Source organism: Gemmatimonadaceae bacterium (genome assembly GCA_020846935.1).
Classification (GTDB): Bacteria; Gemmatimonadota; Gemmatimonadetes; order Gemmatimonadales; family Gemmatimonadaceae; genus RBC101.
Map to the genome: position 1 here is coordinate 284,157 of JADLCY010000014.1, position 15,167 is coordinate 299,323.

General features: G+C 69.1%; 13 protein-coding genes. All 13 read right to left on the reverse strand.

Annotated elements, in window-relative coordinates; genetic code table 11:
- Window positions 1-6: 6 nt before the first annotated feature.
- On the reverse strand, window positions 7-1,152 hold the full coding sequence (locus IT361_17970) for a threonine synthase (GenBank protein MCC6319563.1): 1,146 nt from the start codon (window positions 1,150-1,152) through the stop codon (window positions 7-9).
- 58 nt (window positions 1,153-1,210) lie between these two features.
- Window positions 1,211-3,151 carry an excinuclease ABC subunit UvrC gene (gene uvrC, locus IT361_17975; protein ID MCC6319564.1) on the reverse strand — a complete coding sequence of 647 codons (1,941 nt, stop codon included), beginning with the start codon at window positions 3,149-3,151 and terminating at the stop codon, window positions 1,211-1,213.
- A 45-nt stretch (window positions 3,152-3,196) separates the two neighbouring features.
- Window positions 3,197-4,774, reverse strand: coding sequence for a murein biosynthesis integral membrane protein MurJ (murJ, locus tag IT361_17980; protein ID MCC6319565.1), 1,578 nt, complete (start codon window positions 4,772-4,774; stop codon window positions 3,197-3,199).
- The gene (gene bshC / locus IT361_17985) at window positions 4,771-6,345 is read right to left on the reverse strand and encodes a bacillithiol biosynthesis cysteine-adding enzyme BshC (GenBank protein MCC6319566.1); all 1,575 of its coding nucleotides are present in this window, start codon (window positions 6,343-6,345) and stop codon (window positions 4,771-4,773) included. Before bshC ends, murJ begins: the two co-directional genes overlap by 4 nt.
- Before the next feature lie 43 nt (window positions 6,346-6,388).
- Window positions 6,389-6,847: a 23S rRNA (pseudouridine(1915)-N(3))-methyltransferase RlmH gene (locus IT361_17990; GenBank protein ID MCC6319567.1), complete on the reverse strand. Its 459-nt coding sequence runs from the start codon at window positions 6,845-6,847 to the stop codon at window positions 6,389-6,391.
- 78 nt (window positions 6,848-6,925) lie between these two features.
- The gene (locus IT361_17995) at window positions 6,926-8,233 is read right to left on the reverse strand and encodes a Glu/Leu/Phe/Val dehydrogenase (protein MCC6319568.1); all 1,308 of its coding nucleotides are present in this window, start codon (window positions 8,231-8,233) and stop codon (window positions 6,926-6,928) included.
- Window positions 8,234-8,274: 41 nt separating this feature from the next.
- Window positions 8,275-9,303, reverse strand: a complete 1,029-nt coding sequence (lpxK, locus tag IT361_18000; GenBank protein ID MCC6319569.1) for a tetraacyldisaccharide 4'-kinase — start codon at window positions 9,301-9,303, stop codon at window positions 8,275-8,277.
- Window positions 9,293-9,952, reverse strand: coding sequence for a lysophospholipid acyltransferase family protein (locus IT361_18005; protein MCC6319570.1), 660 nt, complete (start codon window positions 9,950-9,952; stop codon window positions 9,293-9,295). Before IT361_18005 ends, lpxK begins: the two co-directional genes overlap by 11 nt.
- A complete protein-coding gene (gene lpxB / locus IT361_18010; GenBank protein ID MCC6319571.1) occupies window positions 9,949-11,061 on the reverse strand; it encodes a lipid-A-disaccharide synthase in 1,113 nt (370 codons plus the stop codon). The genes IT361_18005 and lpxB overlap by 4 nt, the downstream gene beginning before the upstream one ends.
- Window positions 11,054-12,061: a Gfo/Idh/MocA family oxidoreductase gene (locus IT361_18015; protein MCC6319572.1), complete on the reverse strand. Its 1,008-nt coding sequence runs from the start codon at window positions 12,059-12,061 to the stop codon at window positions 11,054-11,056. The genes lpxB and IT361_18015 overlap by 8 nt, the downstream gene beginning before the upstream one ends.
- Complete coding sequence (lpxA, locus tag IT361_18020; protein MCC6319573.1) at window positions 12,058-12,834, reverse strand: acyl-ACP--UDP-N-acetylglucosamine O-acyltransferase; 777 nt, start codon at window positions 12,832-12,834, stop codon at window positions 12,058-12,060. The genes IT361_18015 and lpxA overlap by 4 nt, the downstream gene beginning before the upstream one ends.
- Window positions 12,831-14,105 (reverse strand): UDP-3-O-[3-hydroxymyristoyl] N-acetylglucosamine deacetylase, encoded by a 1,275-nt coding sequence (lpxC, locus tag IT361_18025; protein MCC6319574.1) that lies wholly within the window; start codon window positions 14,103-14,105, stop codon window positions 12,831-12,833. The genes lpxA and lpxC overlap by 4 nt, the downstream gene beginning before the upstream one ends.
- Complete coding sequence (gene lpxD / locus IT361_18030; protein ID MCC6319575.1) at window positions 14,102-15,160, reverse strand: UDP-3-O-(3-hydroxymyristoyl)glucosamine N-acyltransferase; 1,059 nt, start codon at window positions 15,158-15,160, stop codon at window positions 14,102-14,104. Before lpxD ends, lpxC begins: the two co-directional genes overlap by 4 nt.
- Between the last annotated feature and the right edge of the window lie 7 nt (window positions 15,161-15,167).

Below are 15,167 nucleotides of genomic sequence, written 5' to 3' on the forward strand. Positions count from 1 at the left end.
GGGACGCTACTGCCGATACGACGCCCCGCTCCCGGTATTGTAGATCACGACCTCGGCATCAGGAGACAACTTCCCGGCGCGGACAAGGCCCGCCGTGACGGCAAGCGCGCAGCCTCCCTCGGGCGCCGCATCGATCCCGGTTGACGTCGCGAGGAGTCGCGTGCTGGCGCGGATGTCGTCTTCGGAGGCCGCGGCGGCGATACCGCCACTCTCGCGGATCGCCCGAAGGACGAGGCGGTCACCGAGCGGCCCGGGCACACGGAGCCCGGCGGCGTGGGTGATCGGGTTTTCCCACGGCGTCGCCCGATCGGCGCCGTCGTTGAACGCGCGTACCAACGGGGCACAGCCGGTGGACTGTGTGACGATGACGCGCGGCAGCGCGGTCGGGGCGGGGAGCCATCCCCATCGCTGCATCTCGAGAAACGCCTTCCAGATGCCGATGACGCCCTCTCCCCCGCCGGTCGGGTACACGACGGCGTCGGGCAAACGCCACCCGAGTTGTTCAGCGAGTTCGAGGCCCAGGGTGCGGTTGCCTTCGGCGCGGAACGGCTCCCGCAGCGTCGCGACGTTGAAGAACCCGGACTCGGCGGCGAAGGCCACGCTCAGGCGGCCAGCGTCGCCGATGTGGCCATCGATAGTGATCAGCTCGGCACCGACGGCGCGAATGATGTCGAGGATCGGCCGTGGCGTGGTGGCCGGAGCATAGACACGCACCGGAACTCCGGCCGCGGCGCCGTAGGCCGCCAGTGCGGCGCCCGCGTTGCCGGCGGTTGGCACGACGAGGCCCGGCACGCCCCGGTGTCTCGCCCGGGTGACGGCGGCGGCGAGCCCACGTGCCTTGAACGAGGCCGTGGGGTTCACCGCCTCGTCCTTGATCCAGAGGCGTCGAAGGCCGATCCGACGTGCCAGCGCAGGCGCCTCGATGAGGGGCGTGGCGCCCTCGCCTAACGACACCGGCTCCTCGTTGGCGAGGAGCGGCAGAGCCGGCGCATACCGCCACATGTCCATCCGCGGCAGCAGGTCCTCACGACTCGGCGGTGGCCCTTCATATTCGGCGAGGAACGGCTGTTGGCAGCTGGGACACAGCCCGACCGGCGCGTGCTGCGTTTCACGCGCGCTGCATCCGGAGCAGACGAGGGACCAGGAGGCCATATCGGGAGTGGATGGGTGAAGGGCCGCGACGGCGGGACAATACCGCACGGTCACGCGTTCAACAACCGCCGTCGTTAGGCTCCGCGGCCGGTAATGGCGTGGTGGATGGGAGGCTCGCGGGTTCGTCCATCGCCGCGGCATCGGCGGTGCCCGAACCACCGTCTCGGGCGGCGTCCCTGGCTGGCGCGTCGAGGGCGACGCCGAGGGCCGCGAGGACGCGCCTGGCGGAGAGCCTGGAGAAGCCCGGCAGTGCCGCAATGTCGTCCACGCTGGCGTCCCTGACGCCCTGCAGGGAGCCGAACCGGTGCAGCAGCGAGCGACGCCGGGACGGTCCGATCCCCGGGATCTGCAGCAGCTCCGACGTGAGGGTGCGCATCGAGCGGCGCGCGCGATTGAACGTGACCGCGAACCGGTGGGCCTCGTCGCGCGCCTGCTGCAGCGTGCGTAGCGCCGGGGAGCGTCGCGAGAGCCGGACCGACTCACTCCGCCCGAGCACAAACACTTCCTCTTCGCGTTTGGCCAGCGAAATGAGCGCCAGGGCGCCCAGGCCAAGCTCGGTCAGCACGCCCGCCGCCGCGTTGAGCTGGCCCTTGCCCCCGTCGATCACCACGAGGTCCGGCATGGCCCTTCCCTCCCCCAGGCGGCGGCGAAAGTAGCGGCCCACCACTTCGCGCATTGACGCGAAGTCGTCGGTGCCCTCGACGGTCTTCACCCTGAACTTGCGATACTCGGACCGGCGCGGACGACCATTTTCGAACCACACGCACGACCCCACCGTGTCGGTGCCCTGCGCGGTGGAGATGTCGAAGCACACGAGGGATCGCGGCAGCGTCTGCAGTCCGAGATCCCGCTGCAGTTCATAGACCGGGCTCGACGCGCGTTCCTCTGCCTCGAGTGCCGCCAGCTTGAACTCCTCGAGCAGGTGCCGGGCGTTCTGCTCCGCCAGGTCCACGAGTTCGCGCTTGGGCCCGCGCTGCGGAACGATCACCCTGGTCGCACCGAGCGATTCGGCGAGTGCTTCGCGGTCCTCGAAGTCGAACGGCACGAACAACTCGTGCGCGCGTGCGTTCGACGCGCGATAGGTCCCGTTGAGGTAGGCCGCGAGGACCGCACCGTCCCCTTCTCCCTCGATGTTCTCCAGGAACCGCTGGTCCCTGGCGAGGAGTCTGCCCGCGCGGATGCGCAGCACGACGACGCACGCATCGTCGCCGTCGCGGGCATACCCCACGACGTCGCGGTCACCGCCCTCCACCTGCACCACCGTCGGCTCCTCCATGCGCTCGAGGTGGCGGAGTGCGTCGCGCAGTTCGCCGGCCCGTTCAAAGTTGAGCTGCGCCGACGCATCGAGCATCTGCTGGCGAACGTGCCCGACGACTTCATCCGTCCGCCCGTCGAGGAACAGCAGCACCTCGTCGATCATCCGCCGGTAGTCGGTCTGCTCCTGCAGTCCCACGCACGGCGCGCGACACCGGCCGATGTGATAGTCGAGACAGGGCCGATCCGGGGCGTCGTCAGGCAGGCCGTAGTGACACGACCGGACGGTGAACGTGCGCTTTACCACGTTGAGCGCCCGGCGCATCTGCCCGACGTCGGTGTAAGGCCCGAAGTACCGGGATCCGTCGTTCTCCAGTCGGCGCGTGACGATGACCCGTGGGAACGGCTCGCTGACGGTCACCTTCACATATGGGTACGACTTGTCGTCTCGCAGCGAGATGTTGAAGCGGGGGCGGTGCTCCTTGATGAGGTTCGCCTCGAGGATCAGCGCGTGCGCCTCGGTCGGCACCACGATGGTGTCCAGTTCGGCGATGAGCCGGACCATCGCCCGCGTCTTCACGCTGGCTTCGTGATCGGATCCGAAGTAACTCCGCACGCGCGACCGCAGACGCTTGGCCTTGCCGACATACAGCACGCGTCCCTCGCGATCCTTCCAGAGGTAGACCCCGGGAGAATCCGGCAGATGCGGGAGCTTGCCGGCGACGGCCTCCGGAACGTCGAGCATCAGGGCAATCTAGCGGTTCGCCTTCGCCGCCCCGACCCAACACGGTCACCGGCGACGCCGCACCATCGCGAGCACGCCCTTTGCCTCCGGAACCCCGAGCACGAGCGTGAGCGTGAAGTAGGTCAAGCCGAACGCCACAAGAACCGCCAGCATCCTGGGCATCGACTCGGACCCCAGCGCCAGGCGGAGGCCCAGCGCCGCGACCGCGGCGAGGCCACCGGCGAGCCCGATTCGCCACCATGTCCCCTGGCGCACGCCGGCGTGGCCAATACGGGTGAAGACGGCGCGCCGCAGCAGCGCGAACTCGACCCAGGCCGCAAGTCCCGACCCCAGGGCAAGCAGGACCACGTTCCAACGCAGGTCCAGCCCAAGAACGCGTCCCACCCAGAACGCCCCGGTCACGCCCAGCGCACCGCCCACCATGACGCGCACGATGGCGCAACGTTGTGGCGTCCGCGTGTCCTGGAGCGCGAAGAGCGCGGTCGCGTACAGGCGCGCCATGGTCGCCGCCACGAGTCCCATGGAGGACGCGGCGAGCGTGCCCCAGAGCCATCGGGTTTCTGCGCCCCCAAACCGTCCCGTGCGAAAGATGACGCCTCCGACCACGTCCCCGATGGCCACGAACGCGATCGCGCTGGGCACGACGAAGAAGGCCACGCGCGTCAGGCCGGAGGTGAGCCGTCCGCGGAGCCGCTGGTGCGCCTCGCTGCCACCAGCCTCCCCCGACATGGCCGGTAGCTGTGCAGCCGCGATCGACATGCCGAACAGGCTCACCGGCAACATGTACACAACCTGCGCATTGGCGAGCATCGTCGCCGATCCGTCGATGAGATACGACGCGACCCAGGCATCGACGAACGCCGAAATCTGCGTGACGCCACGACCGATGAAGGCGGGTGTGAAGTTCCGCAGGACGGTCCGGACATCGGCCAGCCCGCGTCCGAGGGAGAGATACCACGCCCCCAACACACGATGCACCACGGGCCACTGCACCAGCACCTGAAGCAGGCTGCCGGCCACGCTTCCCCAGGCGAGCAGCACGGCCAGGCGCGGCAGCGTTTCGCGTTCACCCCAGACGAGCAGCGTCGCGATCATCGCCAGGTTCCAGATGACCGGCGACGCGTAGGACAGCAGGAACCGACCGTGCGAATTGAGGACGCCGAGGCACCACGCAGAAACCACGAGGAGCCCCGCCCCCGGAAACAACACACGCACGACCTGCACCGTCAGGTCGCGCTTGCTGCCCTCGAAGCCCGGCGCGATGACGTCGACGAGCACCGACGCAGCCAGCACGCCCAGCAGGCTCATCGTGGCGACGCCCAGTGCGAGGATGCCGAGCACCGCGCCCGCGACGCGCTGTCGGCCCTCGTCGTCGCCGGCGACGTTGAGCCGGGCATAGACGGGAATGAACGACGCCGACAACGCGCCTTCCCCAAAGAGATTCTGCAGGAGGTTGGGAATCCGCATCGCCTGGTTGAAGGCGTCAGCGACTTCTCCCGCGCCCATGTAGTGGGCAAACGCGCGCTGTCGGACGAGGCCGAAAATGCGACTGGCGAAGATCCCGGCCGCGACGGCGACGGATCCCCGGACGCCGCTCCTCGCCGGTTCCGCCGGTTCGGTCACGAATCGCTCGGCAGGTCGGCGCCGCTCACGAGCGCCTCGGCGTGCCTCCGCGCCGACGCCCGCATGGCGTCGAGCAGCGCGCTGCCCCACGTGGCCAGCAGGGGGACGAAGTTGAGCACCCGCTCCTGGCGTTTGCCCGCGGGAAAGAGGGCTCCGCGTGCCGTCGCAATCTCGTGCAGCGCGCGATGTTCGCGCTTCTTGGCCGCCGCAACCAGGCGCCGCTCCAGGCGATCCACGCGCCACGTCATCCCACGCGTCGTGCCGTCGACAATGCGCGGGTCGATCGGTGAGCCCGCAGCCTCCAGCCGGCCCTTGAACACTTCGGCGCGCTCCTGCGCGGTCCGTCGCAGGTCGTCGAGCGCGTGCATGAGGTCGATCGGCAACGACGACACGGCGAGCCTTCGCTCCACCGCGTGCTCGGTCTCCAGTTCGCGCCAGCCAATCTCGCGAGCGCGGAGCGTCGCTTCGATCTGGGGCTCCAGCACAGTCCCTGACCAACGGGGCACGCCCAGCGGCAGAGCCACGTCGAGGGCGGCCGCCACGGCGCTGACCTGCGCGAAATAGGCGAGTTCTCCCGGTCCGGCCACGTATGCCACGGTCGGCAGCACCGCGCGCTCGACCACCGGGCGCAACAGGACGTTAGGGCCAAGTGGGGTGGGGGAACCATCGGCCATGGCGGCTCCCTGCGCGACCGGCACGCGTGCCTTGCGCCCCTGTCCGTCCCTGCTGAAGACCAGGGAGAGTCCGTCCACCGTGGCGACTTGCGGTTCGTACCCGTGCGCCCGCAGCGCGCGCTCGCGCTCGACGAGGGCACGCTCGACCTGCGCGGCCTCGCGCAGCGCCGCCTCGAGCACCGGCCGCTCCCGCGCCAGCAGCGACGGATGCGAGGCGTCGATCACGCCCATTCCCAGCGGCTCGAGCACGTGCCGCATCAGTTCGAGGTACGCGCCACCGATGGTCGTCCCGTGCCTGTACGCCTTGCGCACGGCTGCGATCACGCTCGCATCGGCCGCCGAACCCGAGGCCCGCAGCAACTCGCGCATGGCGCCATCGATGCCCTCGAGCGGCACTTCGGCCATGGGAATGCCTTCGCTGGCCGACTGCGCGTGGGCGACCCGAACGGCACCGCCGTCCTGTCGGAGCCAGGTGAACGTGGCCTCCGCGAAATCGGCATCGTCGGTCGCGGCCCAGAATACCGGTGCCGCCGGGATCCCCGTCGCGCGCTCGATGGCATCAGCGAGTTCCAGCGCCGAGAGGGCCTTGCTCAGCGTGTAGAGCGGCCCGCCGAACAACCCGGGCTGCTGTCCGGTGGTGACCACCACGCCGCCACCCTGCGCGACACGCACGAGTCGTTCATGCGCCGCCCCGGTGGCCCCAAAGGCCGGCGCCATGGCGTCCAGCCAACCGGTGCCTGCCGCGCTGCCCCGTACCGCCGTGGCGCGATCCCGCCACTCGTCAGGCGAGCAGGGTCGTCGCGGGTACCACTCAGTGAGGCGGCCGGCGATGCCGGCCCGAACCAGCGGGGAGCCGCCGAGGGACTCCGCGATCACGCGGGGCAACTGAGCCGTCATCGACACCTCGCGTCGAAGCGGCCGGACGGGAACGACGGCAGGTTCATGCCTTGTGGTATGGTTCGCGCCTAACAATGGTGCCCGCGCGGTAGAGCTGCTCCGCCAGGACGACCCGGGCAAGCTCGTGAGGAAGCGTCCACGGGGCAAGCGCCAGCCGGCGCTCTGCCACCCGTCGAACACTGTCGTCCAGGCCGAAGGCGCCGCCGATGACGAACGCCACGTCCCGGGCGGCTTCGCGAGCGGCCTGCAACCATGCCGCGAACGCCGCCGAATCGTACCCTTCGCCGTGTTCATCACAGATCACGAGGCGAGCGCCACCGACCTGCTCCAGCAGGCGCGTGCCCTCCCTGGCCCGGACGAGCGCGCTGTCGCGGCCGTTCTCGTCGCGCACCTCGACGGCCTCCAGCGGCCAGTATCGCCCCGCCCGGGTCTCGTACTCCGTGATCGCGGCCGCGAGAGCGCGATCGCGCGGCTTGCCAACGGCGACGATGCGGAACTTCACCTCAAGCGAATCGGGCGACGGCGCCGTGTGGCTCCGTCGCCCGCTCCCGGACCGGGCCGTCGCCGGCCACCTGAACGCTCAGGCGTAGATACCGCGCAGGCGGTGCACCGTGGCCACGCGACTGATGGAGAGCATGTAACAGGCCGTGCGCATGTTCACCTTGTGCTGCTTGGCGAGTCCCAGCACGTCTCGGAACCCCTTCACCATGATGTTCCGCAGCCGATCGTTGACCGTTTCCTCGTCCCAGAAGTAGCCGCCACGATCCTGCACCCACTCGAAGTACGACACGGTGACGCCACCCGCATTGGCCAGGATGTCGGGGATGACGAACACGCCCTTCTCGTCGAGAATGGCGTCGGCAGCCGCGGAGGTGGGGCCGTTGGCACCCTCGCAGATGATCTTGGCGCGGATCTTCGACGCATTCTTCGTGGTGATGACGTTTTCGAGTGCGGCCGGCAGCAGCACGTCCACGTCGAGTTGCAGCAGTTCTTCGTTGGAGATGGCGTCGCCCTTGCTGTACCCCTCGAGCGACTTATGCTGTTTGACCCACGCGATCGCGTCGTCGACGTCGATCCCGGCGGCGTTGTGGTAGCCACCCGTGCGGTCCGAGATGGCGACGATCTTGCACCCTTCACGCGCCAGCAGGGACGCCGAGACGCTGCCCACGTTGCCAAAGCCCTGCACGGCCACCGTCGTCCCCTTCACGTTCATGCCCTGCTGCGCAAGCGCCTCCTTCGTCACGATCATGCACCCACGTCCCGTGGCTTCGCGGCGCCCGAGCGATCCGCCCATCTCGACCGGCTTGCCCGTCGTCACCGCCGTCACCGTATGGCCCACGTGCATCGAGTACGTGTCCATCAGCCACGCCATCACGCGCTCGTTGGTGTTCACGTCCGGGGCCGGTACGTCGGAATCCGGCCCGAGCGTGTTGATGATGCCCGCGGTATAGCGCCGCGTGAGGCGTTCCAGTTCACCCACCGACATCTTGAGCGGGTCGCAGATCACGCCGCCCTTCGCACCGCCAAACGGGACGTTGACCACGGCGCACTTCCAGGTCATCCAGGCCGCGAGGGCCGTCACCTCGTCGAGCGACACCTGCATGTCGAAGCGGATGCCACCCTTGGCCGGCCCGCGCGACGTGTTGTACAGCACGCGAATGCCGGTGAACACCTCGATCTCGCCGTTATCCATCATCGTCGGACAGGCGACGATCACCTGCTTCTCCGGCTTGCGAAGCACCTTGTACAGACCGGGCTCCAGGTCGAGCAGCTCGGCCGCCCGGTCGAAGCGGGACATCATCGCCTCGAACGGATTCTCCTCGTTGAGAAAGCGATCCTTGTCCGGTTTGACGATGGCGTTCGTCGGGAGTCGCAGATCGGTAGGCATGGGAAGACTGTTCGAGCCGGCGAGCCGGCGGTTGACGGGATTCAGCGCATCGAACGGGCAGCGAGGACTCGGCGGAGCGCCCCCGCCATCACCTCCTCCCCGTCGGCCAGTTCGAGCCGCTGGGAAACATACCACAGGGTCGGGCCAGATCGAGGCCAGTGCTGGCGCAGCTTGACCGCGTCCTTGAGCGTACAAACGACGAGGTCCGCATGGCCGGCCCGGCGAATCAGATCCTTGACGTCCGCATCGCTGAAGGTGTGATGGTCAGGAAATGGCGCACCAACGACACGTGCCCCTGCCGCGTGCAACTGATCAAAGAAGGCGCCCGGGTTCGCGACACCGGCGATGGCGAGGAGGCGCCGGTCTCCCATCGAGACGAGGTCGATTGGTGCCGCGTCACCAGCGGTCACGGATCGGAGCGGCCCCAGCGCGAGCGACGCCTGCACGATCGTGGTCGCGCCCGCGCGTCGGGCGCGCTCGGCGCGATCGCGTGCGACCTCGACCGGCGCCGCCTTGCGCGTGACGACCACCAGATCCGCGCGACGCATCGCTGACCACGGTTCACGCAGCGGACCTGCCGGGAGGCAATGTGTTGGCCATGGCACGTCCGCACTCACCAGCACCACGTCCAGGTCGCGGTGCGCGCGGCGATGCTGGAAGGCATCGTCGAGCACGGCGACATCACAGCCTCGTGAGCGCGCGTCCCGCGTAGCCGCCACGCGATCCGGGTTCACGATCACCGGAATTGCGGGATTGAGCACCGCGTGTACGTCGGCCTCGTCGCCGCCGTAGCCGCGAAGCACGACCGCTGGCGACGCGCCGCTCGCCCGAAGGTGCGCCGCCACCCAGGCCGCCACCGGCGTCTTGCCCGTGCCCCCGACCGTGACGTTACCGATGGAGACGGCAGGGAGCTCCGAAGCATGCGTCGGCGCGACACCGCGATCATACGCGACGTTGCGCGCCGCCACGGCCGCGCGAAATGCCCATTCCGCGGGCGCGAGCAGCGTGCGGAGGATGCGACCGGTCGCGTGGTCACCCCACACAGCCTCAACCGCCGCGTTAGGCGGCATCGGGCTCGCAGACGGCGAACAGGGCGGCATCGATCGCCGGCACGATCGCTTCACCATGCGCAGGGTCGGGCCCCGCCGCACGGACGGCGGGAGCGTACCTGACGTCGACGCGCGCGAATGGCTTGGGAATGACGAAACGATCCCATGAGCGGAGCCGCCAGGCGCGACTCACCCGGCACCCGATGGCCACGACCGGGGCGTTGGCACGGGCGGCGGCCACGCCGATCCCCGGGGCGCTGACGCGTCGCGGCCCTCGCGGTCCGTCGGTGGTGAACGCGACCGACTGCCCCGCGCGCAGCGTGCGCGACGCCTCCAGCAGCGCGCGCATGCCTCCGCGGCTCGATGACCCGCGAATCGGCTGGAAGCCCAATGCCTCGACGATGCGCGCGATCACCTCCCCGTCGGCGTGCGTGGAGATGATGGCGGCGATGCCGCGCCGTCGGTGCGCCCACACCAGGGGCAGCAACTCTCCATGCCAGATCGCGATCGCCACGCCGGGCCCGTGGCCTTCGGCCGCCCGCAGGTGGTCCGGGCCGACGAGGCGCACGCGCCAGGTCGCGCCGAGCACGCGCACCAGCGCCTGTCCGATCAGGGCAGCCAGGGCCGTCCTGACGCGACGCGCTCGCGATGCGTACCGCTCGTCGCTCATCGGACCATTCCTGACGCCATCTCCGCCGTGCGCGCCGCAGCGCCGGGCTCCCCGAGCCGAGCGCGTACTTCGGCAAGTCCGGCAAGCATCGCGGCCCGTTCCTCCGAGCCGTGGTTCAGCAGCGGTTCGAGCACGGCCGCCATGCGCGCCGGCTGCATGGCGTCCTGCACGAACTCCGGCGCGACCTCACGATCCGCCACCACGTTCACCAGGCCAATCCTCGGAATCTTCACGGCACGCCGGGCGATGGCGTAGGTCCACCCGCTGGTCCGGTAGGCCACGATCAGCGGACACCCGGCGACCGCAGCCTCGAGCGTCGTCGTTCCGCTCTTGCAGAGCGCCGCGTCGGCGGCGCGCAGCACGCTGAACGACGCGTTAGGCACCAGCGGATACGGGCAACGCGACGCGTCCAGCGCCACCGTCGCGGCGACGGAGACCACCACGCGCAATCCTGGCTGCCGCGCCTCCATCAGGCGCGCGGTCTCGACGAACGCGCCGAGATGTCGCGCGATCTCCTGCTGCCGACTGCCCGGGAACAGCGCGAGCAGCGGTGCATGGGGTGGGATGCCCAGCTGCGCACGCGCGGCTTCCCGCGACGGGAGATCACCGGCGCGATCGAGCAGCGGGTGACCGACGAACGTGGCATCGATCCCGTGCGCCAAAAGCAGCGGAGCCTCGAACGGCAGGATCGTGGCCGCGCGCGTGATGAGCTGAGCGAGGCGCGGCAGCCGACCAGCGCCCCACGCCCACACCTGCGGCGTGATGTAGTACAGCACCGGCACGTCATGCTGCCGCGCCGCCGCCGCCACCTTCATGTTGAAGCCCGGATAATCGATGGGAATGACCAGGCCCACCTTGCCGCTCGCGAGTCGAGCGTCGAGACGGCGCAGCACGCGATAGTGGTGCGGGATGGTCCGCAGGACTTCCACGACGCCCATCACCGCCATGCGTTCGGCGTCTTCGATCAGCGTGACACCCGCTTCACGCATGTGGCGCCCGCCGATGCCGGCGAACGTGAGGTCGGGCCGCATTGCGCGCAGGGCGCGCACCAGCCCCGCCCCGTGCAGATCGCCGGAGGCCTCGCCGGCGATCACCAGGACCTCACGCACGGGGCAGGACCATCCCCGCCACGAGGCTCGGCGTCGATCGCTCGATCGCCCCAACGATCCGCAGCGCGCAGGCGAGCGCGTCGCGACCGTCGCGGCCCGAGACCGTCACCGGCGCCTTGCCGCGCAGCGCGTCGGCGAAGCTCTGGAACTCGAGACGCAGCGGCTCTCCTTCGGGCGCAGTGAGCGGAATGCGCTCGACGAACGCCTCGAGGTTCTGCGGTGACCGGGCGAGCGCGGCGAGGTCGATCCCCTGGCGGATGCGATAGAACTCTCCGTCGCCCTGTGCCAGGTCGAGCGAGAGGTAGCCGGACTGCTGGAAGATGCGCAACTTGCGCGTGCGCTCGCGCGACACGCGGCTGGCCGTGATGTTCGCTACCGCTCCCGAGGCAAAGACGAGGCGTGCGTTGGCGATGTCGACGAACGGAGTGAGCACCGGGATACCCGCCGCCGCGACGTCCTGCACTTCGCTGCCCACCAGCGTCAGGATCAGGTCGATGTCGTGGATCATCAGGTCGAGCACCACGGCCACGTCGGACCCCCTGGGGTTGAACGGGGCCAGGCGATCGCTCTCGATGAACCGCGGGCGGTCGACAAAGGGCAACGCGGCGCGGATGGCCCGATTGAAGCGCTCGACGTGGCCGGTCTGGATGAGCGCACCATGACGTTCGGCGAGATGCAGCAGCTCGTCCGCTTCTTCGAGCGTCGTGGTGAGCGGCTTCTCGATGAGCAGGTGTCGCCCGCGCTCGAGCGCGAGCCGCGCCACGCGGTGATGGGCCGGCGTGGGCACCACGATCGAGAGCGCATCACACGCGTCGACGAGATCCTCCACACGATCCCACGCGCGCACCCCGAGTTCCTGCGAGACCTCGGCCGCTCGCTCGGGTCGCGTTTCGTGGAAGCCGACCAGTTCGAGTTCCGGGATCTCGCGCATGATGCGCACGTGATGGAATCCGAGCGCCCCGGCGCCGACCACGCCGACCCGCGGACGTGCGCCCGTCAGATGACGGTCCCCCGCTCGGAGGCCTCCAGGAACGAAAGGAAATGCTCGATCTCGGGAATCTGCCGCAACTCCGTGCGCGCGCGCGTCATCGCCTGTGAGACGTTCAACTCCGAGCGGAAGAAGAGCCGATAGGCGCGCTTCAGCTCGCGCACCACGTCGTCGGGAAACCCGCTGCGCTGCAAGCCGACGCTGTTGAGTCCGTAGAGCTTCACCGGATTGCCCACCGCCTTGATGAACGGGGGCACGTCCTTGGCCACGCGCGAACAGCCGCCAATGAAGGCGTGGCGGCCGATCTTCGCGAACTGGTGCACCGCGACGAGTCCGGACAGGATCGCGCGATCCTCGATGGTCACGTGCCCGGCCAGCTGCGTCCCGTTGGAGATCATCACACCGTCCCCGATGTGGCAGTCGTGCGCGAGATGCACGTACGACATGAGGAAGCACCCCTTTCCCACCCTCGTGGTGACGGAATGAGAGGTACCGCGGTTGATCGTCGTGTACTCGCGGATGCGCGTGCCGTCGCCGATCTCGACCCAGGTGTCTTCGCCCTTGAACTTGAGATCCTGCGGGTCGCCGCCGATGATCGTTCCGCTCCCGACAATCACCTGCGTTCCGAGGCGCACGTTGCGCTCCAGCGTTGCCCGGGGCTCGATCACGCAACCGTCTCCGATGGTCACGTGGTCGCCGACGAGGGCAAACGCTCCGATGCGCACGTCGCTGCCGATCACGGCATTCGGCGAGATCACGGCCGTGGGGTGGATCTGTGCGGTCATCGGTCGCGCAGCATGGCGGACATTTCTCCGACCTCGGTGACGACGGCCCCGTCCACCTTGGCCACGCCCTTCATCTTGCACAGCGAACCGCGGATCTGGAGCACCTCGAGTTCAAAGCGGATCTGATCTCCGGGGCGCACCGGCTTGCGCCACTTCACGCTCTCCATTGACGCGAAGTACACGACCTTGCTCTCGGGGTCCGGAATCGTGCCCATGAGCAGCATGCCGCCCACCTGTGCCATGGCCTCGACGATCAGGACCCCCGGCATGATCGGGTGCCCCGGAAAGTGGCCCTGAAAGAATGGCTCGTTGATGGTGACGTTCTTGATGCCCACCACGCGCTTCCCTTCTTCGTACTCGATCACGCGATCGACGAGCAGAAAGGGGTAGCGATGCGGCAGCACGTTCATGATCTCCTCGATCCCTATCACCGGCGTCTCCTTCGTCGCGCGTTGGATGAGCGTCCGGACAAAGCGGACGGTGCCGCTGTGGCTCGGTCGGTGGGCCATGATACGGCCCTTGATGCGGGCGCCGGCGAGCGCGAGGTCGCCGACGCAGTCCAGCGCCTTGTGCCGCACGAACTCGTCGGGCCATCGCAGCGCATTGTTGACCACCCCATCCGGCCCCAGTACGATCGCATTGTCCGTGGATCCGCCCCGGATGAGCCCTTTGGCACGGAGCGACTCGACTTCGTCCACGAAGCCGAATGTCCGGGCGTCCGCGAGCTGGCGGCCGAACTCATCCGGGGTCACACGCCACGCGCCCCGCTGGCGTCCAACGAGGGGATGCGCAAACTCGATACTGACCTCGAGCTGGAGATCCGCCGCCGGGTGCGCCTCGTACCACGACTCTCCCTCGACCATCCGAAAGGGCTCGCGAACCGCCAGCGTGACCGGCACACCGCCGTTGCTGGTCACGCCGGCGTCCTGCAAGGCCCGAAGGAACGGGCCAGCACTGCCATCCATGATCGGCGGCTCGGGCCCATCCATGGCGATCACCAGGTCGTCGAGCTGAGTGGCGGCCACGGCCGCCAGCACGTGCTCGACGGTGTGGAGCGCGGCATCGCCTTCGCCGAGCTGGGTGCGCCGTTCCGTCTCCACCGCCACGGAAGCGAGCGCCGGGATCGGTGCGCTTCCGGGCCGATCGGCACGCACGAACCGCACACCGGTGCCACACGCGGCCGGTCGGAACGTAAGCCGACACGGCTCGCCCATGTGAAGACCCACCCCTTCCAGCGCGACTTCGCGCGCGATCGTGCGCCGACCGCTCACGGATCGTCTCCGAGCAGCTTCTCGATTCGGCGGATCATGCCGGAAAGCTTGAACAGGGCGGCGTGCGACCGCAACGCTTCGCGATGCGGACGCGCTGGGTAACCCGACCACGTCTCTCCTGCGGGAACGTCGCCGAACACTCCTGCTTGCGCCGCCACGCGCGCGCCGTCGCCGATGGTGAGGTGCCCCCCGATCCCGGCCTGTCCCGCCACCACGCATCCATCCCCCACGCGGCTCGATCCCGAAATGCCGGCCTGCGCCACCACGAGGCACAGGCGCCCGATCCTCACGTTGTGACCGATCTGCACGAGGTTATCGATCTTGGTTCCCTGCCCAATCACCGTGTCGTCGATGGACCCGCGATCGATGGTCGTGTTGGCACCGATCTCCACGTCGGCCTCCAGCACGCAGCGACCCACATGCGGGATCTTCTGGTGGGCGCCGGACGCGAACACGTAGCCAAAGCCATCGCAGCCGAGGCGCGCGCCGGCGTGTACGATGACCCGCGCGCCTAACGACGTGCCACTGTACAGTGTGACGTGCGGGTACAATTGCACGTCCTCGCCGAGCGTCACGCCCGGCCCCACGGCCACGAATGCCCCGACCCGTGCCCGGTCCCCGATCACGGCGCCCTCGCCGATCACGACGTACGGGCCGATCTCCACGTCTTCACCGATCGACGCGCCCCGCCCGATTCGCACCGTCGCGTCGATCCCCGGTCGACGTGGCGCCGGCGCATGAAAGTGCGGCAGCAGCGAAAGCAGCGCCTCCTGCGGACTGGCCACCACCACGCGGGCTCCCACGGGACCAGGCGTTTCGGCCAGGGCCGAACTCACGAGCACCACGCTCGCGCCGGTAGTTTCCAGAAATGGCGCGTACTTCGCTGCGCCGAGGAACGTCACGGTGCCGACCCGCGCCCGCTCGATCGGGGCCACCCCACTGACCTCGAGGTCACCGTCGCCGCGCAACTCACCCCGCACCAGCTCCGCAATGCGTCGAGCGGTGAGAGATCGGCTCGCGACCGCTCCCCCACCGCTCCGGCCTTCCTGGGCCATCGCCCCG